A 25,297-nucleotide genomic window follows, 5' to 3' on the forward strand; every position below is an offset into this window, starting at 1 on the left:
GCTTGTTTCACAGCTTTTTTACTAGCCAATGATGAGGACGCCCAAGGGATAACCAACAAAGGCCATCGCCAGAAGGGCCAGAAGGGAAAAGATACCGCCCCAAATAAACATATCCCGAGCCGTTGTCCAGCCCGAGCTGATGGCCACGGTATTGATGGTCGACTGACCGGCAGGCGTCATGTTGCAGATCCCAGCTCCAAACCCAATGAGGCAGACGACGGCACCAACGGCCACCGTTCCCTGCGGCAGGGCCTGCAGGACCGAAAGGGCCACGGCACTGACCACAGTCGTCGTAACGATATTCGATGAAAAATTCGTTTCAAGGATGCACCAAGCAAAGAAGAAGAGAATGATGCCTTCTGCAGGAAGTGAAGCGGCTACAGGGCCCAACATAGTGCTCAGCCATTCCTTGATGCCCATCTCCTGGTTGGTCAGGGCCGACCCCAGCATAGTGGCAGCCCCGGTCATGAGGATAGCCGCCCAAAGGATCCCGTTGGAAACAGCTTCCTTGAAGCTTAGGAGCGGCTCCCCGTTTTCCCGGAGGATAAAAAGGAGGATGCAGCCCAAAAGGGGCGGCATGGCCGTCGTATAGCGGCTGAGGCTCTTATAAAGCCAAGGGCTCACGCCACGCAATAGGCTCGGTCCCACCCACAGGATGACGGTCAGCGCCATGACGGCAAGGATCATGACTTCCCTGCGGCTTGTCTTGGGAACGAGGGTTTTCAGTTCCATCGCTTTTCTTAGGTCCATCTGCGCAAGATCACTGGGGCGATAGATATAGCGGAAAACGGCAATGAGGGAAAGGACAAGGACCAGCCCCGTCGGGATGCCGACAGCCATATACTGAAACTGGTTCACCTCAATCCCCGCAGCCGCTTTGTAATAGCCAATGGCAAGGGTTGGCCAGACATGTCCAATGGCAGTCATGCCCGACGAAAGGCTGATGCAGAAAGCCGTCCCCAGCATGAGCATATTGCCAGTCTGGCTCTTTTTCTTTATTTGAAGCACTTCATAGATATCCTCCAAAAATGGCATAAAGGCCACAAAAAGGACAGATGGGCTGATGAAAAGTCCCATGAAGGTCACGGAAAATAAGAGGAAAGAGACAAAGCACCAAGGGCCTTTCCGGGCAAAGCGGTTCGTGACAAAAGCCACAGCGCAGCGCCGGACAAAAAACGTCTTTGACAGCGGATAAACGAGAACAAAAGTAAAGAGCAGGAACGCAACCGTCACATTTCCAAAGGCGCCCCGAAAAACAGCGGGAAATCCAAAATGAGGCAACAGGCCCAAAAGAAACAGGGTAATGAGGCTCGGCCAATCAATGGAAATGGTGATCCACATCATGAGCGATGACAAAAAGACGCCCAAAACAGCGAGTCCTTCCAGCGTAAGGGGCGGCGTCGGGGTAAGGCGCGAGACCGCAAAGCCAGCGGCCAGCGACACGATCATCCAAACGAGGTCCTTCGTCTGTTTCGTCATTTGGCGGCACCGTCCTTCCGGTCATTCTGGAGAATGACAAAGCCTTCACTTTCCTTGGAAAGCTGGAAAAGGAGCTTCTGCATGGCCGTATCGGACAAGTCTCCCAAGATGGTGAGGTCAAAGGTCACGGAGTGGGTCCCTTCGTTGAAGGACATGAGTTCCATATACTGCATGTTGAAGCCATAATCACCTACCATGCTGAGGATGCTGCTCATGGCGTTGGGCTCGTCCGGACGGGTCAGACGAATCTTGACGCGCCAGCCGCCGGGAGTCGTGTCAATGCCGGCAGAAAGTTCCTTGAAAAGATCCGGATTCCAATCAAAGAGCAGGCCATATTGAAACATGCGGCTTGTTTCCATGATTTTCCGCACCACGGCAAGGTATTCCGGCAGACGGTCAGCTGGAACATCCGCCCCCAAACGGTCCAAGATGGCCTTTTCCCGGTCCCTCCGATAGATTGTGGTCTCCCCTGCCGCCTGCTTTGCCTTGGCCACTTCCAAAGAGCAGTCCATACGGCGCAGGATGAGTGTCTTGATCTGGGGATCAAGGGCATCGATTTCTTTTCTCACATCTTCTAATTTCATATTCTTGCCTTCCTTTCTACTTTCCTGCTGGATTCCTACAAAAAAGCAAAAGTGCCTGAAAAGGGATTCCAGGAACACTTTTGCTGAAGGAGTCAATTACGCTTCTTCAATTCTTTTGACGACCTCGTCACCCACTTCACTTGTCGTGGCCGTACCGCCCATGTCAGGCGTGAGAATTGTTTTTTCTACGAGCATGGCTTCGATGATTGCAAGAAGCCGGCGACCCCATTCAGGGTGGCCGAAGAAATCAAGCATCTGGCTGGCAGACCAAATGGAAGCCAAGGGATTGGCCTTTCCCGTACCGGCAATATCCGGTGCGCTTCCGTGGATGGGCTCAAACATGGATGGATAGGTCCTTTCAGGATTGAGGTTTGCCCCGGCAGCAAGGCCCATGCCGCCTGAAATGGCGGCGCCAAGGTCAGTCAGGATGTCCCCAAACAGATTGGAGCAGACCACCACTTGGTACCGTTTGGGATCTTTGACCATGAACATGCTCGCTGCATCGACCAGATAGGAATGGGTTTCCACTTCGGGATATTCCTTTCCCAGTTCCGCAAAGATCTGGTCCCAGAAAACCATGGAATAATTGAGGGCATTGCCCTTACTGATGCTGGTGAGGCTGCGGTGTTCCTTTTTAGCCAGTTCATAGGCATAGCGCATGATGCGCTCTGTCCCAAAGCGGGAGAAGACCCCGTTCTGGATGACTGTTTCCCGCGGCGTGCCCGGATAGAGCCAAGCTCCGGAACCAGCGTACTCTCCTTCGCTGTTTTCCCGGATAAAGACCATGTCGATATCTTTTTCCGTAATCCCCACTAGCGGGCAGGGTGCACCTTTAAGAAGCTTGACAGGGCGCAGGTTGACATACTGATCAAAATCGTGACGGATGCGCAGAAGCAGGTCACGGAGGGAAATATGGTCCGGAACACCGGGATAGCCCACCGCGCCCAAATAGATGGCATCAAAATGGCTCAGCGTCTCGATGCCGTCCTCAGGCATCATCTTTCCCGTCTTTAGGTAGTATTCACAGCCCCAGGGAAATTCCGTAAATTCGAAGGAAAAACGACCGTCTTTTTGAGCCACGGCAGCAAGGGCCTTTTGCCCTTCCCGCAGGACCTCCGGTCCAATCCCATCGCCGCCGATGACAGCCACACGATACACGGTTTTTGTTGACATCATTCCACCTCCTTTATCCCTTACGAAAGGGAACACGTCACAGGAGAAAAATTCAGGGCCGCAGCCGCCTTGGCTCCTGGTTCAGCGACCTTTTCCAGCCATTTGAGGTCATAAGGTTCAAATGTCACGCGGCTGTATTTTTCCACGTCAAGGACGGTTCCATCCCAGTCCGAATCGATCCGTCCCGTCTGTTTGATGAGGATGTCGTACAAAATGGCGCAGTCCCGACCATCGCTGTCTTTTTCAAAGATCGTGCTGTAGGGCAGCGTCTTATGGTAGACAAGTTCCAGGTCCTTGTACGTAAAGTGGAACCCGCAGCGCATGCGGCAGCCGTCAAGGCCAGTATACCGAGCCACTTTCCTAAGATCCTGAAGGATCTTGTCCCCCTGCCTGTCATAGAGGTTTTCCGGCGTTGTTTCCGTATAGTCGAAACGGAACTGGATGCTCGGCGCATGGACCTTACGGAAGCGTTCCATAAAGGGTACAAGCTGCTCCTTCGGATAGTTCTTATAAAGGACGCAGTTGATCCGGAAACGGACAGGCAGCTTTTCCAGAAGGGAATCATTGGATTCCTGGACGAAATGCTGCATATGGCGCGAAATGTTAAGACAGGTAATCTTCTGCTTGTTCCGCTCCAAAAAAGCCAGGATTTCTTCCTCGGTCTGGGTCTGGGACACGGGCAGGGTCGTATTGATATAGACCTTGTGCGTCAATGAGACCTTATCGAGCATCTGCTGCAGACTTTCGAGATTGGCCAACGGTTCACCGCCTGTAAAGACAAAATCACAATACGGCGTCAGACGGTCCATCGTTTCCATGCTTTTTTTGATGGCTTCCAGGGAAAAGCCCGTGCAGTCTGCATATTCTTCCTTATTGACGCAGAACGGGCAGTTGTTCTTGCAGTCATAAGGTACAAAGACCGTGACCGTCGCACCGCCTTCTCTCGTCTTATACGGGAAGGACTTTGCCGCTGCGGCCAGTTTGGCATCAAGTGTTCTTGTTATCATCAAAATCCCCTCAACCTTTTTTAGCTTCAGGCGCCAAAAGCGGCGCCCTGTGGACAAGGGGAAAACACAGGATGGCGCACTTTCCCCCCAAAATCTCACTATTGTTTATTCTACCATAAAAAATTGGTAGATTTCAATTTTTTGTTTCTTTCTCTGGCAGCTGCGCCCATTTTTACAGGAAAAAAGAGTTTTTTCTCCGCCAAAGGGAGGCAGCGATGTATAATAGAAGGATCCTACGCATTCGAGGTGAATTCCATGATTTCCATCCTGCCCCAAGGTTTCAATGATTTCCATTGCAAGGCTGGTGCCTGCCGCCATACATGCTGCCAAAAATGGGAAATCGATATTGATGACGATACAGCAGACTACTACCGCGGCCTTAAGACGCCCCTGGGCAAAAAAATCCAAGACCATATGGAAAAAGGTCCTGACGGCTGGCATTTCAAATTAACCGATAAGGGCTTCTGCGCCCTTCTGCGGACGGACGGACTTTGTGAAGTAATTACAGCGCTGGGGGAAGATAAGCTCTGTGACATCTGCACAGTCCATCCCCGCTTTTTCACCTATGTCGATGAATTTATTCTCTGCGGCACGGGCCTTTGCTGCGAAGCCTCATGCGAGCTTCTTTTGGCCCCTCACGAACCGCTTACCTTTACGGAAGAAGACACAGCTTTTATCTATACCTTCAAGGAACTTTTGGACTTCATGGGCTTTTCCCTGCCGGAAAGCCTGACCCACTATGCCCCGCTTTTCAGCAGCAAATCCTGTCAAAGCATCTTGGCTGACCTCATGATTACCGAACCCATTGATGAAGCATGGACGGAAGAGATCCGCAGCCTGCAGGGCATGATCCCCGCCTTACTGGAAAAAGTGGCTTCCTATGAAAAGACCTATGACCCCATTTCCTTTGACCGGATCTATCAATTTATTTTTTACCGTCAGCTTGATAAAGTCGAAGCCTACGGCCTTGATGCGGTCCGCGCCTATGCCCGGCGCAGCACGGACTTCATCTTCATGGAAACAGCCCTTCACGGCAACCTTGAAGAAGCCCTGCGCCGCTGGTCCGAACAGATTGAATATGATACAGATAATGTGGATTGGCTATTGGAACGGCTTTAATTTTTACTCAGTCCAAAAATCGGGCTCATTTGATGAAGTACGCGAGTCCATTGCTTAAAAAAGATTTTATGGAAACAATGGCCTCCTCATAGCCTATTGTACGATGAACCTTCCCACGTTTGGGGATAGCATACGCCTGGGCGCTTCCTTTCCCAACCTTGTGTCATCCCCTCCAGCGCCCAGCTTATCAAAGCGGAAGCTTTTTGCGATCTTCATTCCATAGGGCCCATCTACTTTGTCTCCCACGGGCCTCAATCTCCTCAACGTACCGGCCTCTGGCCGTAAGGAAACTCACGCGTCGCTCATTTACTTTTGGGAGCGCCGCTTCAAAGAACCTTCGCGCATCAACTCCCACGGCGCTATACCAGTGGGATTGCTGCCGTCGTTGGAAGCGGGGTTCCTCACAAAAGGAGCCATCTGACCCGAATTGATAAAAGGCAAATGGAAGAAAGAACGGAAGGCAAAAGATGATAAACTAACCCCTAAACCGAACGTAAGCGCTGGTTCAGGTTAGGGTTCTTAGGGATTAGTTGGATCTAGTGAGCCTCTGCTCTTTTTGAAATCAGGATCAATGAGACAGCCCTTGGGAGGAAATTTTTTGATGCCCTCTGACAAAGAAAAAGCCTCCACCTTTTGGTGGAGGCTTTTTGCTTTTACTCGTCTTTTTTCGGTTTGAATTCTTCCAAGGTCAGTTGCTTATCGCTTGCCAGCATCTCCTGTGCCAACCGGTCAGGATACGGATGGGCATAGACGATGCGCTCAATCCCGGCATTGATGAGGATCTTGGAGCAGACAACACAGGGCTGATGCGTGCAGTACAGCGTCGCGCCTTTGGTGGACACGCCGTTTACAGCCGCCTGGATGACGGCATTTTGTTCGGCGTGGATACCGCGGCAAAGTTCGTGGTTCTGACCGCTGGGGACATGGAGCTGCTCCCGAAGGCATCCCACTTCCTCACAATGGGCGATGCCCTTTGGCGTTCCATTGTAGCCCGTGGCAAGGATCTGCCGGTCCTTGACCAAAACGGCACCTACTTGTCGGCGCAGACAGGTGGAGCGCTTGGCAACCACCTCAGCGATTTCCATAAAATAACTGTCCCAGTCCGGTCTTTTCATAGGTTACTCCAGCGTACCAAAGACGCGGTCGCCGGCATCACCAAGACCGGGAACGATATAGCCATTTTCATTCAGATGGTCATCAAGGGCTGCCGTATAAATGGGCACTTCCGGATGGCTGCGGTTGACAAGGGCAACCCCTTCCGGCGCGGCCACAAGGCACATAAAGCGAAAATGTTTGTAGCCATCCTGCTTGAGCATGGTAATGGCAGCTTCGGCACTGCCGCCCGTAGCGAGCATGGGGTCGATGAGGATGATTTCCGCATCCTTGTCTTTAGGCATCTTGCAGTAATATTTGATGGGCTGCAGCGTTTCCTCGTCGCGGGTAAGGCCAATATGGCCCACTTTGGCTTCCGGCACAAGGTCCATGACCGCATCAAGGAATCCCAGACCGGCGCGGAGAATCGGCACCACCGTGATTCCCGATACATCAAGTTCATAGCCCGTTGTTTCAGCAAGCGGTGTCGTGACTTTCTTGTGACGGACAGGCAGATCACGGGTCACTTCAAAAAGCAGCAGCTGGGCAATTTGGTCAAGGAGCTGTCTGAAATCCTTTGGCTGCGTGTTCTTATCTCGGAGACGGGTCATTTTTTCTTTAATCAAGGGATGGTCAACGACATGGATTTGCATCTTCATTTCTCCTTTATCTTGTTCACTTTAATGGGATAATAGGGCCCCATCGTATCAGGGTCAGCGCAGGTGCTTATCCGGATATACGGCCCGGGCACCACCAATGAGGGGCGGACGGGTAAAGGCCGCCGTGAGAACGGCTTCGCCCAATTTCTTTCGCGAAAGGCGGACAGGAACGGCGACGGGTTTAAGGTGCATGCCGATCAGGGTCTGACCAATATCAAGCCCCAAGTCAGCACGAAGGGCAAGGACCACTGCCGGTTTGGAAAAGCCCTCATAGGCCGCCGTTGCCCAAGCGCCGCCCGCGTGTTCCACGGGTCGCACCGTCACTTCCTGGAGTCCCAGTTTTTCCATGGTCTTTTCCTCGACAACAAGGGCCCGATTCAGGTGCTCGCAGCACTGGGCCGCCAGCATGATCTTATGCTTTTTGGTCACTTTATGGACAGCGGCAAAAAAAGCTTTTGCTGCTTTAAGGCTGCCCCCCGTACCAATACGGTTGCCTAAGATCTCACTCGTGGAGCAGCCAATGACAAGGACGCTTCCTGCCTTGGCATTTCCCTTGCGGATCAGTTCTTCAATGGATTCTTCCAGTTCCTGTACCAATTCTTCCAGTTTCACATTCAAGACCTCTTTTATTTTTCAAGGGCCATGATCTTTTCCACACGGCCTTCATGATAGCTGCCAAGGAAGGAAGCATTGAGATAGGCTTCCATGATTTCCTGGGCAAGGCCCGGCCCCAGAACGCGGGCCCCCATGCAGAGCACATTGGCATTGTTGTGCTGTCTGGCTTTGGCAGCCGAATAGCAGTCATTGCAAAGGGCTGCGCGGACGCCCTTCACCTTATTGGCCGCAATGCTCATGCCGATTCCCGTGCCGCAGATGAGGATGCCTTGATCCCCTTTGCCGCTGGCAATGGCTTCTCCCACCTTTTGGGCATAGTCCGGATAATCGACACGCTCCTGTTTATGGATTCCATAGTCCTCCACTTCATAGCCTTTTTCAATGAGGACCTTCTTCAAGGTTTCCTTAAGTTCAAAGCCGCCGTGATCGCAGCCCATAATGATCTTCATCATCGTTCCCCCTTTGCTTGGTTACGGTTGGATTACTCTACCTTTCATTTTAACACAAAGGCTTCTTCTTGTTGTCACTTAATTTTATACATCACTTTTGCATGATTTTGCACAAAAAAGCTGTGAAGAAATCCGTCCATTCCCTCACAGCCATATTTGATTGTATTCCAGGAGCCTGCGCTCAGGACCAGTGAAAAAGGAATGTCCTGCTTATTTTTCGAAATATTCAGCGCTTTTTCCCACGTCCCTGTTCTTTCATCTTTCCGGCATCCCTTCCATGACAAGGGTTCGCAAACATTCAGGAACGGCGCCGCTGCGATGATAAAGAAGGCCTCCTTCGGCCCAGATGATGTTATGCCCGGCCGATTTGCGCAGGCGGTTCATGATGGCAAGCCCCATCTGATCCTCACGCACCCCTTCTCCCAGGATGAGATCCACGCCTTCGCTGTCAAAGGCGCGCAGGTCATGGAAAAGCGTTCCGGCGTAAGCTTCAAGGGTGGCCCCTCCATTATGGATGACAAAATTGCCGCCCTTGGGGAAATGGTCCACCGTCGCCTTCAAGGCAATGACACCGGTCCGAAGACCATGGGCTTCGGCCATGATGGCAAGGCGGATGAGGCCCAAAGAAGCTTCCGGTCCTTCCACAAGAAGCATGGGAGCGGTCGGGGCATAATGCCGATACTTCATGCCCGGTGCCTTGGGTGTTTCCCCTTTTTTGACAAGCCCTGGGTCCAAGGCCACGCGGCCCATGGCCATCTTGATCATTTCCCGTGTAATTCCGCCGGGCCGCAGGATCACCGGATCCTTGCCCGTCGTGTCAATGATGGTCGATTCGACACCGATGTCGCAGGCACCGCCATCAAGGACGCCGGCAATGATACCGTCCATATCAAGGAGCACATCCTGAGCGGTCGTCGGACTCGGTTTTCCTGATTTGTTGGCTGAAGGGGCTGCAATAGGGCATCCCGCCGCCCGGATCAGGTCCCGTGCAACAGGATGGCTGGGAAAACGCACAGCCACCGTATCAAGGCCAGCTGTCACGACATCAGGAATCTTATCCGATTTCGGCACAATGAGGGTCATCGGGCCGGGCCAAAAGGCCTCCATCAAGGCTTGGGCCATCGGCGAAAGCCCTTTTGTAAGCGCCTCCATATCCTCTTTTTCGGCAATATGGAGAATCAGGGGATTATCGGCCGGACGGCCCTTAGCGGCAAAGATTTTCCGGCATGCCATACCGTCAAGGCCATTGGCCCCAAGGCCGTAGACCGTTTCCGTCGGGAATGCGACAACTTCCCCTTTCCGGATCAAGGCGGCCGCTTCCGCTATGGCTTGGTCCCGCTTAGTTTCCAGTTTCCATAATTTTGTCTGCATAGGTTGTCCCCTCTTTTGCTGCTAGGACCATGCGGTCAATCCCCGCATAGTCAAGAAAGACGCGGGCCGCGCCGCAGCCGTTTTGAACAAGAAGGTCTGCAGCAGCCGCGCCTTCACCAATGCCCACTTCAAAAGCAAACAGGCCATCTTCCTTAAGATAAGCCATGCCTTCCCGCACGATGCGACGGTAAAAATCAAGGCCGTCTTCCCCGCCGTCAAGTGCGCCCAAGGGTTCCTTCCGCACTTCCGGAGAAAGGCCGGCCAGATCCTTTTTGGGAATGTAGGGTGGATTGGAAACGATGAGATCAAACTTGCGGCCTTCAGGCACCTTTTCAAAAAGATCGGATACGATGATTTCACTGCGGTCCGTGACGCCCAGATTCTTGGCATTCTTCCGTGCGACCGCAACAGCCCCTTCTGAAATATCGACGCCAAGGCCCTGAGCCTCCTTCCGCTTTAGCAGGAGGGAAATCAAAATGGCTCCGCTTCCCACGCCGAGTTCCAAGATATCAAGGGGCCCGTCGGCTGTCACGGCAAGGATCTTTTCGACAAGCAGCTCCGTTTCCGGACGAGGAATGAGCGTATCAGCAGTCACGGCAAAGGTATAATCGAGAAACCCTTTCTCGCCGAGGATATAGGCCACGGGTTCCCGCTTTGCCCGGCGCATGACGTAGCCTCGATACGCCGCCAGTTCCTCTTTTTCCAAGGGCTGGTCAAAATGGGTATACAGGTCGATGCGCCGCATCCCAAGAACGGCGCAAAGAAGCAGTTCCGCATCAAGGCGCGGCGACTCGATGCCTTTATCCTCAAAATAAGCCTTGGTCCAATTGAGGATCCGTAAGATTGTCCACATCTCCTGCATCATTTCACCTGCTGTAATTTTTTTGTCTGTTCTTCCGTCATGAGGGCCCCTAGGAGTTCATCCAAGTCTCCGTTCATGACATCCGTCAATTTATGGAGCGTCAGGCCAATGCGATGGTCCGTAACGCGCCCTTGAGGGAAATTGTACGTCCGGATGCGTTCACTCCGGTCCCCGGTTCCAACCTGGCTGCGGCGCTCGCTTTCCTCGGCCGCGCGCTGTGCTTCCTGGGCCGCCCCGTAGATACGGGAGCGAAGAACGCGAAGACACTTTTCACGGTTCTTTGCCTGGGATTTTTCATCCTGGCACTGGGCCACGATGCCTGTGGGGATATGCGTCATACGCACAGCCGATTCCGTCTTGTTGACATACTGCCCGCCGGCACCGCCAGCGCGGTAGGTGTCGATGCGGATGTCGCTCATCTTGATATCAACATCCACTTCCTCAGCTTCCGGCATGACCGCCACTGTTGCCGTCGACGTATGGATACGTCCCTGGGCTTCGGTTTCGGGAACGCGCTGGACACGGTGGACGCCGCTTTCAAATTTCATGTGGCTGTAGACGTCGCTGCCGGACACCATGAAGATGACTTCTTTGAAACCACCAAGCCCCGTAGGACTGGAATCCATGAGTTCCACGCGCCACCCCTTGGTTTCGGCATAGCGGGTGTACATGCGGAAAAGGTCCCCAGCAAAAAGGGCCGCTTCATCGCCGCCGGCACCGGCGCGGATTTCCATGATGATGTTCTTTTCATCATTGGGGTCTTTAGGCAGAAGGAGGATGGTCAGCCGCTTTTCATAGTCTTCCAGCTGCGGGGCCAGTTCCTTCATTTCCATTTCGGCCATGGCCGCCAGTTCCTCATCGCTCTCTCCCATTTCCAGAAGGGCCTGATCGTCATCATAGGTCTTCTGTAATTTTTGGTAGGCCCGATAGGTTTCCACCACATCGGTCAGTTTTGCGTGGGCCTTGGTATATTTCTGCCACTGCGCCTGGTCACTGATCACGGAAGGATCGCTGATCTTTGCTTCCAGGTCGATATAGCGGTCTTCTAAGGCCTGGAGTTTATCCAAATGTTCAAACATGGCTTTGTCTTCCTTTATTCTTGTTCATGGCTTTCGTCAGGAGGCAGGACTGCCTTGAGGGAGGCAATGGCCACCTCAATCTGACTGTCATCCGGTTCCCTTGTCGTCAGTTTCTGCAGGAGCAGACCCGGCAGAATGGCCCGGCGTACCCAGGGATGCTCGATATGGTTGCCCGCATAGCGAATGATTTCATAACTGATTCCCGCCACGACAGGCATGAGCACAATGCGGCTCATGATCCGTACGGGAAGGCTGGGCCAGCCCAAAAAGGCAAAGATGAAGATGCTGATGAGCATGACAATCATGAGGAAGTTCGTCCCGCAGCGGGGATGGAGCGTCGAAAAAGGACGCACGTTCTCCACGACAAGGGGGAGTCCGTGTTCATAGGTGTAGATGGTCTTGTGCTCGGCTCCATGGTATTGGAAGACCCGCTGAATCTCTTGCTGCCGCGAAATGCCCCCTATATATAGAAGGAAAATGCCCAGACGCAGGAACCCCTCGACAAGGTTCAAGGCAACAGGCCCGACTCCGCGGTCCTGTAAAAGCCGCATGGCCCCGGTCGGTACAACGACAAATAAAAGGACGGCAAGAAGGACGCTCACCGTAATGGTAAGGGCCATTTCCTTATCGTCCAGCTTTTCTTCTTCTTCACCCGATATCTGGGCCGAATAGGACAGGGCCTTCATTCCATCAACCAAGGATTCAACGAGAGAAACGACGCCTCGCAGAAACGGTTTTTTAAAAAAAGGATAACGGTCCCTGATACTTGAAACCGGTTTGACATCTACGGCAATTTCCCCATTTGCCTGCCGCACGGCAACGGCCATCTTTTCCGGCCCCTTCATCATGACCCCTTCAATGACAGCTTGGCCGCCGACACTGAGTTTTTTCGTCATTTTGGTTCTTCTCCGTATAGCAATACAGCAGAGCCAAGGCTCTGCTGTCGGTTCGCATTTTTATTTGGAATCCTTGCCGTATCTCTTGTTGAACTTTTCGATGCGGCCTCTTGCGGACATATCACGCTGCTTGCCCGTGTAGAACGGATGGCATTTGGAGCATACATCTACGCGGAGTTCCTTTTTTACGCTGCCCGTCTTGAACGTGTTGCCACAGCCACAGATGACCGTGCATTCACCATAGTTAGGATGAATTCCTTCTTTCATGTCTTTGACACCTCTTTCTCATATTACACCAATATATCCAGACATTAATGCCTTAGTATTGTACCACACAAGAAAGAGCGACGCAAGGCATTATTTGTTGGGAATTTAAAGCTTTCCCGCTTCCACAAGGTCCAGGATGGTCTTCATGCCGCTGGTGAGCCATTTATTCTTATGATAGAAAAGCTGGCGGTACATGTGCATGTGAAAGCCCGGTACGTTGACAATCTTGAGTTTATCCCGATAATAGGAATTTTCCATGACGTAGCGGGGCAAGAACGTAAAGCCCATGCTGCGCTGCACCATATCAAGGATGAAATCCGTATCCCCCACTTCCAGAAAAGGCTGGATTTCAAGATTCTTGGACGCCAGGAATTGATCCAGGGCACGGCGGTAGTTGTCCTCTTTTTCTGTAAGGAAGAAAGGCTGACTAATGAGTTCTTCAAGGGCCACTTCGTTTCGGTAGACCAAAGGTGAATCAATGGACCCAATAAAGACAATGTCCTCTTTTTCCTCAAGGACCTTTTCCCATTTGACGTTGTAGACCTTTTCATCAAGGATATAGACAAAGTCCACTTGGTTATGGTCCATTTTATCCAGAAGGGCGGATGGGCTGTCGAGCGTAATCGTCAGGTTCATGTGGGGATAATTTTCCCCGAAGAACTGAATCAATTTGGGCATCTTGCATTTGCACAGGGACTGGATCATCCCGAGGTGAAGCGTCTCAGCTGGCGGTTTTTCCTGCATCACGACGCGGATCTCTTCTAATTGATGGAGCACGGGGACAATGCGCTGGCAAAGTTCCTTCCCCGGCTGGGTGAGACCTACCTGTTTTCCCATACGGTCAAAAAGACGCACGCCAAGTTCCTGTTCCAGCCCATGAATTTGTACACTCAGGGCGGACTGCGAGTATCCTAAATCTTTCGCTGCTTTTGAGAAACTTTGCAATTCCACAATTTTCAAAAAGCTCCTCAATTGTCTTAGTTCCATTTTATTTCCACGCGCCTTTCGCTTTCATATTTTTTCATTGCTCATTTTAATTTTATTAATTTGATTTATATTATACCATATAGTATAGTGAAATTACAGAAAAATCAAACGTGATGTTCCTGACCGATGGAACCAGTTTGATTCATTTACAAAAGGGGAGGATTTTATTTCATGAAACTCGGTCTTGTTCCAAAAATCATCATTGGTATCATCCTAGGTACCCTCATCGGGCAGTACATGCCGACAGAGGTCTGCCGCCTCGTTGTCACCTTATCGGGGATCTTCAGTAACTTCCTGAAGTTTGTCATCCCGATGATGATCCTGGCTTATGTCACGATGGGGATTGCTGACCTGACCCAAGGCGCCGGCAAACTGCTTCTCATCACGGCCCTTTTGGCCTATGGTTCCACCCTCATTGGCGGCACGTTCTCTTTTTTCGTCGCTGACAATCTTTTTCCTTCTTTCATTAGCAGCAATGTTACGGAACAGCTTTCCAAGGTCGCAGGCGTTACTCTCGAACCGTTCTTTTCCATTTCCATTCCACCGATCCTTGACACGATTTCCGCTGTTGTGCTCGCCTTCATCCTGGGTCTGTCCCTGTCCGCCCTTAAAGGCAAAACCATTGGCGACACCCTCTATGGTACTGTAAAGGACTTTTCCGGCATCATCGACGCTGTTCTGACCCATGCCATCATCCCGTTCCTTCCGCTTTATGTCTGCGGAACCTTCGTCGATATGACCAAATCGGGCAAAACCTTTGTTATCCTGGGCGTTTTGTGGAAAGTCTTCCTTGTGGTCATCGCCATGCACTTCATCCTGCTCTTCGTTCAGTTCATGGTTGCCGGCACCATCGGCCACAAGAACCCCTTCATGCTCATGAAGAACCAGGTTCCTGGCTATACCACCGCATTGGGGACCCAGTCTTCTGCCGCCACCATTCCGGTCAACCTGGAATGCGCCAAGGCCAACGGTGTCAGCGAACAGATCCGTAACTTCGTCATTCCGCTTTGCGCCAACATCCATATGTGCGGTTCCATGATCACCATCACAGCCTGTGCCACGGCAGTCTGCCTCATGAACCAGATTCCTATCCATCTGGGCACGGTTGTTCCTTTCATCATGACCCTCGGCATTGCCATGGTTGCTTCTCCGGGTGCTCCTGGCGGCTCCATCATGACGGCCCTGCCTTTCCTTTGGATGATCTTTGGTAAACAGCTGGGTGACCCCAACGGCCCGATCTGCGCCCTCATGGTTGCCCTTTACATCACTCAGGATTCCTTCGGCACGGCCTGCAACGTTTCCGGTGATAACGCCATTGCCGTCGTCATTGATAAAGTTTATAAGACTTGGATCGAAAAATAAGCATTTCGCTTTCATTTTGCCAAGGGTGCCACTCCAATCTTGAAACAACGTCTTGCTTCATTGGATCAAAGGGGCACCCTTCCCTTTTACCCTAAAGGAGGGTTATCATGAACGTATTTGACATCATCGGGCCGATCATGATCGGTCCTTCCAGTTCCCATACAGCCGGTGCTGTCCGTCTGGGCCGCGTCGCCAACAAGGTCTTGAACCAGGAAGCACCCAAGGAAGTCATGGTTGAACTGTCCGGGTCCTTTGCCAAGACCTATCGGGGCCATGGCACGGATCGGGCGCTCTTAGCAGGTATCATGGGCTACCACAGCTATTCTGAGGAAATCCGCGACATTTTTTCCATTGCCGATAAAGCCGGCATCACCTATCGTTTTGTGCCCACCCAGATTCCGGGCAGTCATCCCAATACAGCCCGCATCCACGTCAAGGGCGTCAACGGCACCCCGGTTGTGGTCCAAGGGGCCAGCATCGGCGGCGGCAATATCCGTGTTGACTCCATCAATGGCATGGCCGTTGACTTCAATGGGGAACACAACACCATCCTGGTCCCCCATTACGACCGTCCGGGCGTCATTGCAGAAGTCACGAACATCATGTGGCAAAAATACAAAGACGTCAACATTGGAAACTTCAAGCTTTCCCGTCCTGTCAAAGGGGGCATTGCCATGATGACGATTGAAATCGATGGCATGCCGCCGGAAGGCATGATTGAAGATATCCGGACCGTGAAGAACGTGACCAACGTCTTTCTCATCCGTTCCATCTAATTGCCGCGTAAAGGAGAACCACCATGTTAAGTTATGATTCCATTGCTTCCCTCGTGGAAGCTGCTGAAAAAGAAGGAAAAAAAATCAGTGAAGTCGTCCTTGCCGATCAGGCTGCTGATATGGGCCTTTCGGAAGAAGAAGTCTTCGCAAAGATGGACCATGATGTCGATGTCATGATTGAGGCGGTCCAGTTTGGCAAACGGAAGGATCAAAAGTCCACGAGCGGTCTCACCGGCGGCGAAGGCTACAAAATGGATGTATACAGCACGGAAACCAAGGGCGGCCTTTCCGGCAATATTGTGAGCCGCGCCATGATGCGGGCCCTTTCCGTATCCGGCTGCAACGCTTCCATGGGGCGCATCGTGGCTACGCCGACGGCCGGCAGCTGCGGCATCATGCCTGGCTGTCTCCTTACCCTCATGGAAGATAAGGGCATGGACCGCAAGGATGTGGTCATGAGCATGTTCACGGCGGCAGCCTTCGGAATGGTCATCGCCAAGAACGCCTGCATCGCCGGCGCCCAAGGCGGCTGCCAGGCAGAATGCGGCAGCGCGGCCGGCATGACGGCCGCTGCCATGGTCGAACTATCAGGCGGTACGCCTTCACAATGTGCTGACGCCTGTGCCGTTGCCATCGCCAACCAGCTCGGCCTTGTCTGCGACCCTGTCGCCGGCCTTGTGGAAATTCCCTGCGTAAAGCGTAACGCCGGCGGCGTTGTCATCGCTTTCTCCTCTGCCGATATTGCCCTTGCCGGCATCGGCTCCTGCATTCCCGTTGATGAATGCATCATCGCCATGAGAAATGTCGGCAATGCCCTTCCTGCCAGCCTTCGAGAAACAGCAGGCGGCGGTCTTGCTGCCACGCCGACCGGTCGCCGCATGAAAGAACAAGTTTTTGGCAAAGATAAGGAGTAAGAACGTAAAAGACCTTCCAGCTGCCGCTGGAAGGTCTTTTTTTGTCAGATGGCCTTTTTCTCCCGCTTGACTTTTTGATTGTATTTTTGGCTCAGCTCGTTTATAGAAGCACCCTTCATCCAGTCTTCCACGGCGTCTGCCGCCTTTTCCAGGATCTGGGCAATCGTTTCCCGATCCGTTCCCTCAAATCGATGCAGGACATGGGAAACTACAGCTTCCTGGACACGCAGGGGATGGCCGATGCCCACTTTGATGCGAGGATAGTGTTCACTTCCCAGCGCCTTTTCAATGGACTTAAGCCCATTATGGCCACCGGATGTTCCCTGTTTACGGATCCGGAGCGACCCTACGGGAAGGTCCATATCGTCCTGGATGACTAGGACGTCTTCCGGCTGCAGATGGTAGAAACCTGCAAAATCACGGACGGCATCGCCGCTAAGGTTCATGTATGTTGTGGGTTTGATGAGAAGCACTTTTTCCGGGACCCGTTTTTCCAAATAAAAGGCCCGTTCTGCCTTTCTCCAATCCCCTTCCATACCCCAGCGCCGGGCCAGGATATCAGCTGTCATAAAGCCAATATTATGGCGCGTCATCGCATATTCCGGACCAATATTGCCGAGGGCAACTACGAGTTTCACTCCCTGTTCCTCCTTTTTAGGTGACAAAAGGAGCTGCTGCAGAGTGTGCTGCAGCAGCTCCCGAATGGCCCCAAAGCTCACGTTCCTTACTCCTCGAAGAGCTGGCTGATGGACAGCTGATTGTAGATGCGAAGGATGGTCTCCGCCAAAATAGGAGCCACGGAAAGTTGGGTAATCTTCGGATGTTTCTTATTCGGAGGCAGGGGAATCGTGTTCGTAACGATCAATTCCTTGATGTTGCTCTTGGCGATGCGGCTGAGAGCCGGATCGGTCAGGATGGGATGGGTGCAGCAGGCATAAATTTCCTTGGCACCGAACTTTTCAAGGGCTTTGGCCCCTTCCGTCAGGGAACCTGCCGTATCCACAATGTCATCCACCATGATGCAGATCTTGTCCTTGACATCACCGATGAGGTTCATGACTTCTGCCACACCCGGTTCCGGACGGCGCTTGTCGATAATGGCAATGCCGCAGTTGAGGCGCGTGGCAATCTTGCGGGCACGGCTGACACCCCCTAGATCCGGGGAAACAACAATCATGTCTTCATGACTGAACCCTTTTTCCTTAATGTAGTCAGCAAGGATTGGGCCGCCAGGCATATGGTCTACAGGGATATCAAAGAAACCTTGGATCTGGGCAGCATGCAGGTCAATGGTGACAACGCGGGTAATACCGGAAACAGCCATCAGATCAGCCATCAGTTTTGCCGTAATCGGTTCGCGGCCGCGGGCTTTGCGGTCCTGACGGGCATAGCCATAAAAAGGCACAACGGCCGTAATATGTCTTGCGCTGGCACGTTTGAAGGCGTCGCACATGATGAGCAGTTCCATGACATTGTCATTGACGCTGGGTCCGCAGGTCGGCTGGATAACAAATACATCCTTGCCGCGGACACTTTCATTGATCATGACCTGAACTTCGCCGTTGTTGAAACGGTTGATGACGGCATCCCCTACTTGTGTGCCCAGATACGCGGCAATTTCGCGTGCCAGGTCCGGATTGGCGTTACCGGAGAAAATCTTCATGTCATCGCCTGTCTTATTACCCAACATTCTTATACCCCCAACTATTTTGTAAAAAATTTATCAGTACGCTACCAATAGGTAAAGTATACAACGGGAGGCCGTCAAAAACAACCTCATTTTTCCCGATGCTTCTTAGCCCAACCCTCGAGGTTCACCTGTTTGCCCCGCGCTACGGCAAGTGCGTCTTCCGGCACATTCTTCGTAATGGTCGATCCGGCCGCGACATAACTTCCCCGACCAACGGTAACCGGCGCCACCAGGTTGCTGTTGCAGCCCACAAAGGCGTTGTCCTCGATGGTAGTGCGGTGTTTTTCCTTACCATCATAGTTGACCGTGATGGTGCCGCACCCCATATTGACGCCGCTGCCAATGTCGCTGTCACCGATGTACTGAAGATGGGGCAGCTTGCTTCCTTCGCCGACCGTGGAATTTTTCACTTCGACAAAGTTGCCGACCTTGACATGATCGGAAAGCACCGTATGGGGGCGCAGATGATTGAAGCAGCCCATCGTCACTCCATTTCCGACACGGCAGTCATGAGCATAGGCAAACTGGATGGATGACCCATGGCCGACGGTGACATTCGTAAAGCGAACATTGGGCCCAATGACGCAGTCCTCGCCGATTTCCGTCTCTCCTTCGAGGAGGGTAAAGGGATACAGGACCGTATCACGACCCACCTTGACCCCTTTTTCCACAAAGGTCGTGGAAGGATCCATGATGGTGACGCCTTCATCCATGAGACGGCCCACAATGCGCTCATTCATGACGCGCTGGGCCTGAGCCAGCTGGCGGCGGGAATTGATGCCCATGACCATGTCAAAGTCCTGGGTCTTGATGCCGCACACATCGCGGCCCCGTTTCAGGCATTCGGCCAAGATATCGGTCAAATAATATTCCCCTTGGGCATTGTCATTGGACAAGTTTTCCAGAAGGGTAAAAAGCAGCGGCATTTCCACGCAGTAAATCCCCGTATTGATTTCGTGAATCTTCCGCTGGGCCTCACTGGCATCCTTTTCTTCCACGATGCCCGTAACGCGGCCTACACTGTCACGCAGAATGCGGCCATAGCCGAAGGGATTGGGGGCGTCTGCCGTAAGGACACTGACGCCGGCACCGCTTTCAAGGTGCGTCTCATAAAATTTCTTCAGCTCCGCGCCTTCCAAAAGGGGCGTATCCCCGCAGAGGATGAGGGCCGTTCCTTTTTCCCCGCCCAAAAGATCCCGCGCCTGGAGAACGGCATGACCCGTTCCCAGCTGTTCTTTCTGGATGGCCACACGGGCCCGGGTTCCGAGGAACTCCGTGACCTTTTCCGAGCCAAACCCGACAATGACGATCTCATCATCGACACCGGCCTCCCCTGCTGCGTCAAGGACGTGTTCCAGCATGGGTTTTCCCGATAATTTATGTAGGACCTTAGGGAGTTTGGATTTCATCCGCGTTCCCTTTCCTGCCGCAAGAATTATGGCAGCAAATTCTGACATGGTTCGATAGCCTCCTCATGGATAGGCCCGCATAAAATCTGTTAGCGGACCTCGATAGTATATCCTGCTTGGCGTAGCTCTTCTTCAATCTCATTGACATGAGCTGCGTTCTTGGTTTCCAGTTCGACGGAAACGAGGGTTTCACCAAGAAGCAGGCTGCGATCCACCCGTTCGTGGGTGATGGACAGGATGTTAGCCTGCATTTTTTCAAGGTGTTTGATGAATTTTACAAGTTCGCCCGGCCGGTCAGCCATTCTCGTTTCTAATTTCACGCGGCGTCCCGTCCGCATGAGCCCCGTTTCGATAATCCGGGAAACGGTGTTGACATCAATGTTGCCGCCGCTGATGACAAGGGCCGTCTTGCCCGGTGTAGGGATAAGATGCTGCAGGGCAGCCGCAACCGGCATGGCACCGGCGCCTTCCATGACCAGTTTGCCCCGTTCGAGGACAAGCAGCATGGCAGCTGCAATATCTTCTTCCTTAACCAGAAGCATATCATCGACATACTTTTGGATCAAGGAAAAAGTCAGTTTTCCCGGCATCCCAACAGCACAGCCATCGGCAATGGTCTTGCCCGACGGATGACTGACCCATTTGTTCTGCTTCTTACCAAGATAAATGGCCGGGGCCTTTTCACTCTGCACGCCATAGACCTTGACATGGGGCGCCTTGTTCTTGACGGCCGTGGCAATCCCGGAAAGCAGTCCGCCGCCGCCAGCAGGAACAACAATGTTTTCAATATCAGGGCACTGTTCAAGGATTTCAAGCCCTACCGTCCCTTGACCGGCAATGACCATGGGATCATCATAGGGATGAACGAAATAAGCGCCGGTTTCCTTTTGGATTTCCATGGCCTTGGCCAAGGATTCGTCGAAAGTCTTGCCGTGGAGGACAACATTGGCACCATAGCCCTTGGTTGCCTGCACCTTGGCAAGGGGGGCGGCTTCCGGCATGACGACCGTGGAACGGATAGCGTTCATGGTCCCGCCGAGGGCAACGCCCTGGGCATGGTTGCCGGCAGAGGCTGCAATGATTCCGCGCTCTTTTTGTTCCGGGCTCAAAGTCATGATGCAGTTAGAAGCACCGCGGATCTTGAAGGAACCTGTGCGCTGGAGATTTTCAAGTTTCAGGTAGGTTTCCCTGTCTGCCAAAGTGGTAATCGTGTGGGACATGTCAAGGGGCGTCTCATGGACCAGACCTTTCAGACGGGCTCTAGCTTCTTCAATGGCGTTGAGTGTTACACTTGCTTCGTTCATGTTTGGTTTTCCTCCTTAAAAGAAAATCTTGAATGGGATAATGGGGATGGATTCTTATAACATTTCGGGAACGATGTCAACCGCTTTACTGGTTTCATCGACACCCCGAAGCGTCAGCAGGGATGCATATTCACGAACAAGTTTCTTGGCAGGTTCCTTGGCAGCAATGAAAAGATAGACGCCGACGACTTCCGCGCCCACTTCTTCGGCAAGTTCGCACAAGCCGTTGGCTGTACCGCCGGCACGCATGAAGTCATCGATGACAAGGACGCGGGCCCCATGGGGCAGGGCTTTTTTAGGAAGCGACATGGACTGGATCTTCTTAGTGGAACCAGACAGATAGCTGATGCTCACGGCCGGGCCTTCCGTAATACGCGCTTCCTTGCGGGCCATGACCATGGGAATATTGAACGCCTTGGCAGCAGACAGGCCCAAGGGAATGCCTTTTGTTTCAACGGTCATGATGTACTGGGGTTTCAGTTCGATGCTGCGCTGCATGATGATTTCTCCCAGACGCGATACAATCTGGGGATTGAGGATGAGGTCATTCATATAGATCATGCCGCCCGGCAGGACGCGGTCCGGTGAATTGAGGCGTTCACAAAGCTCACCCAAGAACTGATTGTCCGATTTGGCCGTGTGGTAAGGAATGAAACGGACGCCGCCGCTGGCGCCGGCCACCGTCTCAATGATGCCAAGGTCATAGGCAGCAAGACCGTTGCGAACAGTCTGCACATCCTCACTCAGCGTGGATTTGGCGACAGTGAATTTGTCGCAGAAATAGGAAAATGGAAACAGCTGGAAAGGCTTATCCGTCAGTTCCTTGGTCAGGGCCACGATCCTTTCCAAACGTTTTACTCTAGCCATAAGATCCCCTCTACTTTCTGATGCATGACTTGCGCTTATGTCTTTTTATGGTTCGTGTTTCTTGGTTGGTACCAGGTGCTGTTCTTCAATGACGCGGAGCAAGGTTCGTTCCGCATTTTCCATATGGGTCTTGACGGCCATCTGGGCTTTTTCCACGTCCCGCTGGGCAATGGCATCCACAATGGCTCGATGTTCCAAAAGCATTTCGTCAAGACGGCCCGGGTAAGGCATGCTCCGTTCACGGATGCTTGTGATCTGCTGCCGAAGGGTGCTGATGATGTTCATGCAGCGTTTATTGCGGCTGGCCTTATAGATGACATCATGGAAAGCCGTATCCATTTCAACGATTTTTGCATAGTCAAGACGGCTCACATACGTCCTTGTGGCAATGAGATATTTATCCATTTCCTCGATTTCAGAATCCTCGATGCGCTCTGCCGCAAGCCCTGCCGCCAAGGTTTCAAGGGCCGTACGAATCTCATAGACTTCATTGATGTCATGGATTGATACGTCGGCAACGTAAGCACCGCGCCGCGGAATCATGACCACAAGGCCTTCCTGTTCCAAGTTGCGGATGGCTTCCCGGATTGGGGTCCGGCTGACCCCCATTTCGTCAGCAAGCTGCAGTTCCGTCAGACGCATCCCGGCGGGAAAATCCCCGCTCAAGATGGCATCCCTGATATTTTCAATGACCACTTCCCGAAGCGGTTTATAAGTATCCAGGGGAATCTGCCTCAAATGTTTAACCATAATACTCCTCCGTACAAGCCACATCCAGAAGCAGGTCCTGGGAAAAAGTTTCCCGGAGCTTTTCCTTCAGTCGGCATGCCGTTTCTTCATCTTTTACAAGACCAAAGACGGTAGGGCCGCTGCCGCTCATCATGGCCTTTTCCGCACCTAGACGAAGCATCGCCTCTTTCAAGGCAACCAGAAAGGGAACCTTTTCCAAGGTAACCGCTTCCAGGTCATTATTGAGCGCAGAAAGAAGGGCCTTCGTGTCGTGGTGCTCGAGTGCGGCCACACAGGCATCGGTATCCGTTTCTTTCCGGTCCTTTACGCCGTCCAAGGCGCGATAGACCTCTGCCGTCGAAACCCCTAGGGCCGCTGGTTTGGCAAGGACCATCCAGAGCGTAGGTGACGGAGGCAGCGGTCTCATCAATTCCCCTCTTCCAAGGGCGCGCTGCGTCCCACCGGCAATACAGAAAGGAACGTCACTGCCAATTTCAGCAGCCGCTTCTTCCAATTGCCCCCTTGAAAGGGGCTTTCCATAGTACCGGTTGAGGATGCGCAGGACCCCTGCTGCATCTGCACTGCCGCCAGCAAGACCGGCAGCAAGATAAATGCGTTTTTGGATGTGGATGTGAACCGCCGGCTTTATTTTTGTCCATTTTTCAAAAACAAGGGCTGCTTGGTAAGCCAGATTGCGTTCATCACAAGGCAAGGCTGAGCTATCTATGGTCAAGGTAAGGGTAGGAGCTTCTTCCAGCGTAATCGTGTCCGCAAGGGAGATACTCTGCATGACCATATCGACATCATGAAACCCATCGGCACGGCGCTTTCCAACGCGCAGGGCCAGGTTGATCTTGCCAGGGGCGAATTCCTTCATGTTCACTTTCCACCTCTTTGTATTGTGTATTCATTGTACCGTGAAACGCCAATAAAAACAAGTAAATTGTGAACATTCGCAAGAATATTTTCAAAAAACGTTCTTGTTCAAAATGTCCATCTGTCAAAGTACATGAAAACATGATAGAATAGGACAAGCAACGAAAAAGCAAAACTGAATGAATGGGATAAGCACGGACTTAAGATGCATCCATCCTTTCCTGTGCCCGTTCCTGATCAAACAAAGAAGGTGACCTCCATGAAAAAACACATCATCAAGTATCTCCATTTTGCCCTGGGCTGTTTCATCATGGCCCTTGCCATCAACGTTTTCCTCGTCCAGCACCATTTCCTTTCCGGAGGGATTGCAGGTCTTGCCATGCTGATTTACTATATTGCAGGCTTTCCCATGGGCGTCACAAGCTTTCTGCTCAACGTGCCGCTCTTTTACATGGCCTATAAATTCATGAGCCGCAAATTCCTCGTGGATAGCCTCATTGGAACCGCGCTCTTTTCCATCTTCCTTGATGGGACGGCCTTCCTCTCCCACACAACCTATGTCACAGATCCCCTTCTTACCTGTATTGCTGGCGGAGCCCTTGAAGGCATTGGTGCGGCTTTGGTCTACCGTGTGGATGGATCGACGGGCGGCGTCGATATCCTAGGGTTCATTGCCAAGAAATTCTACAACATTGGAATCAGTACAACCAACTTTATCTTCAATGCCATTGTCGTTACTTGCGCCCTCTACTTTGTCGGCCTTGAACCGGTCCTCTACAGCCTCGTCCTGTTCTTCCTCTGCTTTAAGGCCACAAACGTCGCCATGGTGGGCTTTGACTACAAAAAAAGTGTGCTCATCATCACCCAGCAGCCTGATACGATCCGCAAGCTGGTCATCAGTGAAGTGAACCGAGGCATTACCATTCTCAAAGGGGCCGGCGGCTATACGGGAAAAGACAAGGAAATCCTTCTTGTCGTCGTAAAGATTCGCCAGTTGGGACACCTGCTGAAACTCATCGAGCGCGTCGACCCTGCTGCCTTTGTCCTCGTCCAAGACGCAAACGATGTCTTTGGACGGGGCTTCACCCAGCCCGATGTCTACCTGCCGCCAGCAGAAGGTGAAAAAGAAAAGCACGCATAAAGAAAGTCAGCCAAAGAAAAAAACGGCTTTCCATAGGTAAAAGAGCCTATGGAAAGCCGTTTTTCCCGTTAGGGCGTTTTTAGGACGTCCCATGCTGGAGCACCGTGCCAGAGCCGTTATGTCAAGGGCCATGGAGCAAGCAAAAAAGCGTCCATTCCTTTTTCCTTTATTTGGATGGCCTCAGATTCCCTTTTCTTCCCTGCCATAGGAGCATCCAAAGGGCCAAGAAAACCGGATCAGAAGCGGGCTTTCCTTGTTCCTCCGTCTATTCGAAAAAAGGTTCTATAATAAATGTTGGGGTGAGGAAATATTCTTTCCTCACCCCATTTTTGCATAAAAAAGTGGACATAGACGGCATCCACTCTTACAATTAAATCGCCAAACCTAAATGAAAGGAAGATGGCCTATGTCCACATTTGATTATATAGCAAATTCCTTGAATGTCAAAGGTAACGTAATAAAAAAATGCATCCACAGTGAGCAACAAATTGAATTTATTATGGAACTGAATCGAGCTGTTGTCCAATGCCCTAATTGTCATGCGAAGACCGATAGAATCAAGGATTACCGTTGGCAAAGGATTGCTATCG

26 protein-coding genes and 1 pseudogene are annotated in these 25,297 nt (G+C 52.1%); 6 read left to right on the forward strand and 21 right to left on the reverse strand.

Annotated elements, in window-relative coordinates; translation table 11 throughout:
* Window positions 1-21: 21 nt before the first annotated feature.
* The 4 genes from H503_RS0106115 to H503_RS11890 all read right to left on the reverse strand — a co-directional run bounded on the left by H503_RS0106115 (window position 22) and on the right by H503_RS11890 (window position 4,243).
* Complete coding sequence (locus tag H503_RS0106115) at window positions 22-1,479, reverse strand: SLC13 family permease (protein WP_009015476.1); 1,458 nt, start codon at window positions 1,477-1,479, stop codon at window positions 22-24.
* A complete protein-coding gene (locus tag H503_RS0106120; protein ID WP_016459701.1) occupies window positions 1,476-2,063 on the reverse strand; it encodes a chorismate mutase in 588 nt (195 codons plus the stop codon). The genes H503_RS0106115 and H503_RS0106120 overlap by 4 nt, the downstream gene beginning before the upstream one ends.
* Window positions 2,064-2,159: 96 nt before the next feature.
* Entirely contained in the window at window positions 2,160-3,236 is a 1,077-nt protein-coding gene (locus H503_RS0106125; RefSeq protein WP_009015478.1) for a tartrate dehydrogenase, read from the reverse strand.
* A 20-nt stretch (window positions 3,237-3,256) separates the two neighbouring features.
* Window positions 3,257-4,243: a 4Fe-4S cluster-binding domain-containing protein gene (locus H503_RS11890; RefSeq protein WP_016459702.1), complete on the reverse strand. Its 987-nt coding sequence runs from the start codon at window positions 4,241-4,243 to the stop codon at window positions 3,257-3,259.
* A 255-nt stretch (window positions 4,244-4,498) separates the two neighbouring features.
* Here H503_RS11890 and fliB point away from each other — a divergent pair, with 255 nt between their 5' ends.
* The gene (fliB, locus tag H503_RS0106140) at window positions 4,499-5,362 is read left to right on the forward strand and encodes a flagellin lysine-N-methylase (RefSeq protein ID WP_016459703.1); all 864 of its coding nucleotides are present in this window, start codon (window positions 4,499-4,501) and stop codon (window positions 5,360-5,362) included.
* 653 nt (window positions 5,363-6,015) lie between these two features.
* Here the strand turns inward: fliB and H503_RS0106150 are convergent.
* The 10 genes from H503_RS0106150 to H503_RS0106195 all read right to left on the reverse strand — a co-directional run bounded on the left by H503_RS0106150 (window position 6,016) and on the right by H503_RS0106195 (window position 13,639).
* Complete coding sequence (locus H503_RS0106150) at window positions 6,016-6,477, reverse strand: deoxycytidylate deaminase (RefSeq protein WP_009015481.1); 462 nt, start codon at window positions 6,475-6,477, stop codon at window positions 6,016-6,018.
* Between the two features lie 3 nt (window positions 6,478-6,480).
* A complete protein-coding gene (gene upp / locus H503_RS0106155; RefSeq protein ID WP_009015482.1) occupies window positions 6,481-7,107 on the reverse strand; it encodes a uracil phosphoribosyltransferase in 627 nt (208 codons plus the stop codon).
* A gap of 60 nt (window positions 7,108-7,167) precedes the next feature.
* Window positions 7,168-7,725, reverse strand: a complete 558-nt coding sequence (locus H503_RS0106160) for a TIGR01440 family protein (RefSeq protein WP_009015483.1) — start codon at window positions 7,723-7,725, stop codon at window positions 7,168-7,170.
* A 14-nt stretch (window positions 7,726-7,739) separates the two neighbouring features.
* Entirely contained in the window at window positions 7,740-8,177 is a 438-nt protein-coding gene (gene rpiB / locus H503_RS0106165) for a ribose 5-phosphate isomerase B (protein ID WP_016459704.1), read from the reverse strand.
* Window positions 8,178-8,432: 255 nt separating this feature from the next.
* Window positions 8,433-9,548 carry an L-threonylcarbamoyladenylate synthase gene (locus H503_RS0106170; protein ID WP_014128203.1) on the reverse strand — a complete coding sequence of 372 codons (1,116 nt, stop codon included), beginning with the start codon at window positions 9,546-9,548 and terminating at the stop codon, window positions 8,433-8,435.
* The gene (gene prmC / locus H503_RS0106175; protein WP_009015486.1) at window positions 9,517-10,413 is read right to left on the reverse strand and encodes a peptide chain release factor N(5)-glutamine methyltransferase; all 897 of its coding nucleotides are present in this window, start codon (window positions 10,411-10,413) and stop codon (window positions 9,517-9,519) included. The genes H503_RS0106170 and prmC overlap by 32 nt, the downstream gene beginning before the upstream one ends.
* On the reverse strand, window positions 10,410-11,489 hold the full coding sequence (prfA, locus tag H503_RS0106180; protein WP_026385576.1) for a peptide chain release factor 1: 1,080 nt from the start codon (window positions 11,487-11,489) through the stop codon (window positions 10,410-10,412). Before prfA ends, prmC begins: the two co-directional genes overlap by 4 nt.
* 14 nt (window positions 11,490-11,503) lie before the next feature.
* Entirely contained in the window at window positions 11,504-12,385 is an 882-nt protein-coding gene (locus tag H503_RS0106185; RefSeq protein WP_009015488.1) for a DUF1385 domain-containing protein, read from the reverse strand.
* Window positions 12,386-12,445: 60 nt separating this feature from the next.
* Window positions 12,446-12,652, reverse strand: a complete 207-nt coding sequence (gene rpmE, locus H503_RS0106190) for a 50S ribosomal protein L31 (RefSeq protein ID WP_009015489.1) — start codon at window positions 12,650-12,652, stop codon at window positions 12,446-12,448.
* A gap of 105 nt (window positions 12,653-12,757) precedes the next feature.
* A complete protein-coding gene (locus H503_RS0106195; protein ID WP_009015490.1) occupies window positions 12,758-13,639 on the reverse strand; it encodes a LysR family transcriptional regulator in 882 nt (293 codons plus the stop codon).
* Between the two features lie 171 nt (window positions 13,640-13,810).
* Here H503_RS0106195 and H503_RS0106200 point away from each other — a divergent pair, with 171 nt between their 5' ends.
* The 3 genes from H503_RS0106200 (at window position 13,811) to sdaAA (ending at window position 16,691) form a co-directional block, all read left to right on the forward strand.
* Entirely contained in the window at window positions 13,811-15,001 is a 1,191-nt protein-coding gene (locus H503_RS0106200) for a dicarboxylate/amino acid:cation symporter (protein WP_009015491.1), read from the forward strand.
* Window positions 15,002-15,108: 107 nt separating this feature from the next.
* On the forward strand, window positions 15,109-15,777 hold the full coding sequence (gene sdaAB / locus H503_RS0106205) for an L-serine ammonia-lyase, iron-sulfur-dependent subunit beta (protein ID WP_014128201.1): 669 nt from the start codon (window positions 15,109-15,111) through the stop codon (window positions 15,775-15,777).
* A gap of 23 nt (window positions 15,778-15,800) precedes the next feature.
* The gene (gene sdaAA, locus H503_RS0106210; RefSeq protein WP_009015492.1) at window positions 15,801-16,691 is read left to right on the forward strand and encodes an L-serine ammonia-lyase, iron-sulfur-dependent, subunit alpha; all 891 of its coding nucleotides are present in this window, start codon (window positions 15,801-15,803) and stop codon (window positions 16,689-16,691) included.
* A 44-nt stretch (window positions 16,692-16,735) separates the two neighbouring features.
* Here sdaAA and pth read toward each other — a convergent pair whose 3' ends face one another.
* The 7 genes from pth to ispE form a co-directional block, all read right to left on the reverse strand.
* On the reverse strand, window positions 16,736-17,329 hold the full coding sequence (gene pth, locus H503_RS0106215; RefSeq protein ID WP_227077592.1) for an aminoacyl-tRNA hydrolase: 594 nt from the start codon (window positions 17,327-17,329) through the stop codon (window positions 16,736-16,738).
* 86 nt (window positions 17,330-17,415) lie between these two features.
* A complete protein-coding gene (locus H503_RS0106220; RefSeq protein WP_014128199.1) occupies window positions 17,416-18,381 on the reverse strand; it encodes a ribose-phosphate diphosphokinase in 966 nt (321 codons plus the stop codon).
* Between the two features lie 86 nt (window positions 18,382-18,467).
* Entirely contained in the window at window positions 18,468-19,838 is a 1,371-nt protein-coding gene (glmU, locus tag H503_RS0106225; protein ID WP_009015495.1) for a bifunctional UDP-N-acetylglucosamine diphosphorylase/glucosamine-1-phosphate N-acetyltransferase GlmU, read from the reverse strand.
* Between the two features lie 41 nt (window positions 19,839-19,879).
* Complete coding sequence (gene ilvA, locus H503_RS0106230) at window positions 19,880-21,094, reverse strand: threonine ammonia-lyase (protein ID WP_009015496.1); 1,215 nt, start codon at window positions 21,092-21,094, stop codon at window positions 19,880-19,882.
* Between the two features lie 54 nt (window positions 21,095-21,148).
* On the reverse strand, window positions 21,149-21,961 hold the full coding sequence (purR, locus tag H503_RS0106235) for a pur operon repressor (RefSeq protein ID WP_009015497.1): 813 nt from the start codon (window positions 21,959-21,961) through the stop codon (window positions 21,149-21,151).
* 45 nt (window positions 21,962-22,006) lie between these two features.
* On the reverse strand, window positions 22,007-22,711 hold the full coding sequence (locus tag H503_RS0106240) for a GntR family transcriptional regulator (RefSeq protein ID WP_009015498.1): 705 nt from the start codon (window positions 22,709-22,711) through the stop codon (window positions 22,007-22,009).
* Window positions 22,704-23,567, reverse strand: coding sequence for a 4-(cytidine 5'-diphospho)-2-C-methyl-D-erythritol kinase (ispE, locus tag H503_RS0106245; RefSeq protein WP_035196077.1), 864 nt, complete (start codon window positions 23,565-23,567; stop codon window positions 22,704-22,706). The genes H503_RS0106240 and ispE overlap by 8 nt, the downstream gene beginning before the upstream one ends.
* 258 nt (window positions 23,568-23,825) lie before the next feature.
* Between ispE and H503_RS0106250 the strand changes: the two genes are divergently transcribed.
* Entirely contained in the window at window positions 23,826-24,707 is an 882-nt protein-coding gene (locus H503_RS0106250; protein ID WP_016459708.1) for a YitT family protein, read from the forward strand.
* Between the two features lie 406 nt (window positions 24,708-25,113).
* Window positions 25,114-25,297 (forward strand): annotated as a pseudogene (locus H503_RS12560) (ISL3 family transposase); the annotation flags it as partial.

The sequence above is a fragment of the Acidaminococcus intestini DSM 21505 genome (genome assembly GCF_000425045.1).
Lineage (GTDB): Bacteria > Bacillota > Negativicutes > Acidaminococcales > Acidaminococcaceae > Acidaminococcus > Acidaminococcus intestini.

Coding starts and splice junctions, on each gene's coding strand:
- sdaAB (WP_014128201.1), top strand. CDS start 15,109: ATGAACGTATTTGACATCATCGGGCCGATCATGATCGGTCCTTCCAGT.
- H503_RS0106185 (WP_009015488.1), bottom strand. CDS start 12,385: ATGACGAAAAAACTCAGTGTCGGCGGCCAAGCTGTCATTGAAGGGGTC.
- ilvA (WP_009015496.1), bottom strand. CDS start 21,094: ATGAACGAAGCAAGTGTAACACTCAACGCCATTGAAGAAGCTAGAGCC.
- H503_RS0106250 (WP_016459708.1), top strand. CDS start 23,826: ATGAAAAAACACATCATCAAGTATCTCCATTTTGCCCTGGGCTGTTTC.
- H503_RS0106125 (WP_009015478.1), bottom strand. CDS start 3,236: ATGTCAACAAAAACCGTGTATCGTGTGGCTGTCATCGGCGGCGATGGG.
- H503_RS0106170 (WP_014128203.1), bottom strand. CDS start 9,548: ATGCAGACAAAATTATGGAAACTGGAAACTAAGCGGGACCAAGCCATA.
- H503_RS0106115 (WP_009015476.1), bottom strand. CDS start 1,479: ATGACGAAACAGACGAAGGACCTCGTTTGGATGATCGTGTCGCTGGCC.
- purR (WP_009015497.1), bottom strand. CDS start 21,961: ATGGCTAGAGTAAAACGTTTGGAAAGGATCGTGGCCCTGACCAAGGAA.
- rpiB (WP_016459704.1), bottom strand. CDS start 8,177: ATGAAGATCATTATGGGCTGCGATCACGGCGGCTTTGAACTTAAGGAA.
- sdaAA (WP_009015492.1), top strand. CDS start 15,801: ATGTTAAGTTATGATTCCATTGCTTCCCTCGTGGAAGCTGCTGAAAAA.
- ispE (WP_035196077.1), bottom strand. CDS start 23,567: ATGAAGGAATTCGCCCCTGGCAAGATCAACCTGGCCCTGCGCGTTGGA.
- glmU (WP_009015495.1), bottom strand. CDS start 19,838: ATGTCAGAATTTGCTGCCATAATTCTTGCGGCAGGAAAGGGAACGCGG.
- H503_RS0106150 (WP_009015481.1), bottom strand. CDS start 6,477: ATGAAAAGACCGGACTGGGACAGTTATTTTATGGAAATCGCTGAGGTG.
- upp (WP_009015482.1), bottom strand. CDS start 7,107: ATGCAAATCCATGTCGTTGACCATCCCTTGATTAAAGAAAAAATGACC.
- prfA (WP_026385576.1), bottom strand. CDS start 11,489: ATGTTTGAACATTTGGATAAACTCCAGGCCTTAGAAGACCGCTATATC.
- prmC (WP_009015486.1), bottom strand. CDS start 10,413: ATGATGCAGGAGATGTGGACAATCTTACGGATCCTCAATTGGACCAAG.
- H503_RS0106200 (WP_009015491.1), top strand. CDS start 13,811: ATGAAACTCGGTCTTGTTCCAAAAATCATCATTGGTATCATCCTAGGT.
- rpmE (WP_009015489.1), bottom strand. CDS start 12,652: ATGAAAGAAGGAATTCATCCTAACTATGGTGAATGCACGGTCATCTGT.
- H503_RS11890 (WP_016459702.1), bottom strand. CDS start 4,243: ATGATAACAAGAACACTTGATGCCAAACTGGCCGCAGCGGCAAAGTCC.
- H503_RS0106195 (WP_009015490.1), bottom strand. CDS start 13,639: ATGGAACTAAGACAATTGAGGAGCTTTTTGAAAATTGTGGAATTGCAA.
- H503_RS0106240 (WP_009015498.1), bottom strand. CDS start 22,711: ATGGTTAAACATTTGAGGCAGATTCCCCTGGATACTTATAAACCGCTT.
- H503_RS0106220 (WP_014128199.1), bottom strand. CDS start 18,381: ATGTTGGGTAATAAGACAGGCGATGACATGAAGATTTTCTCCGGTAAC.
- H503_RS0106120 (WP_016459701.1), bottom strand. CDS start 2,063: ATGAAATTAGAAGATGTGAGAAAAGAAATCGATGCCCTTGATCCCCAG.
- fliB (WP_016459703.1), top strand. CDS start 4,499: ATGATTTCCATCCTGCCCCAAGGTTTCAATGATTTCCATTGCAAGGCT.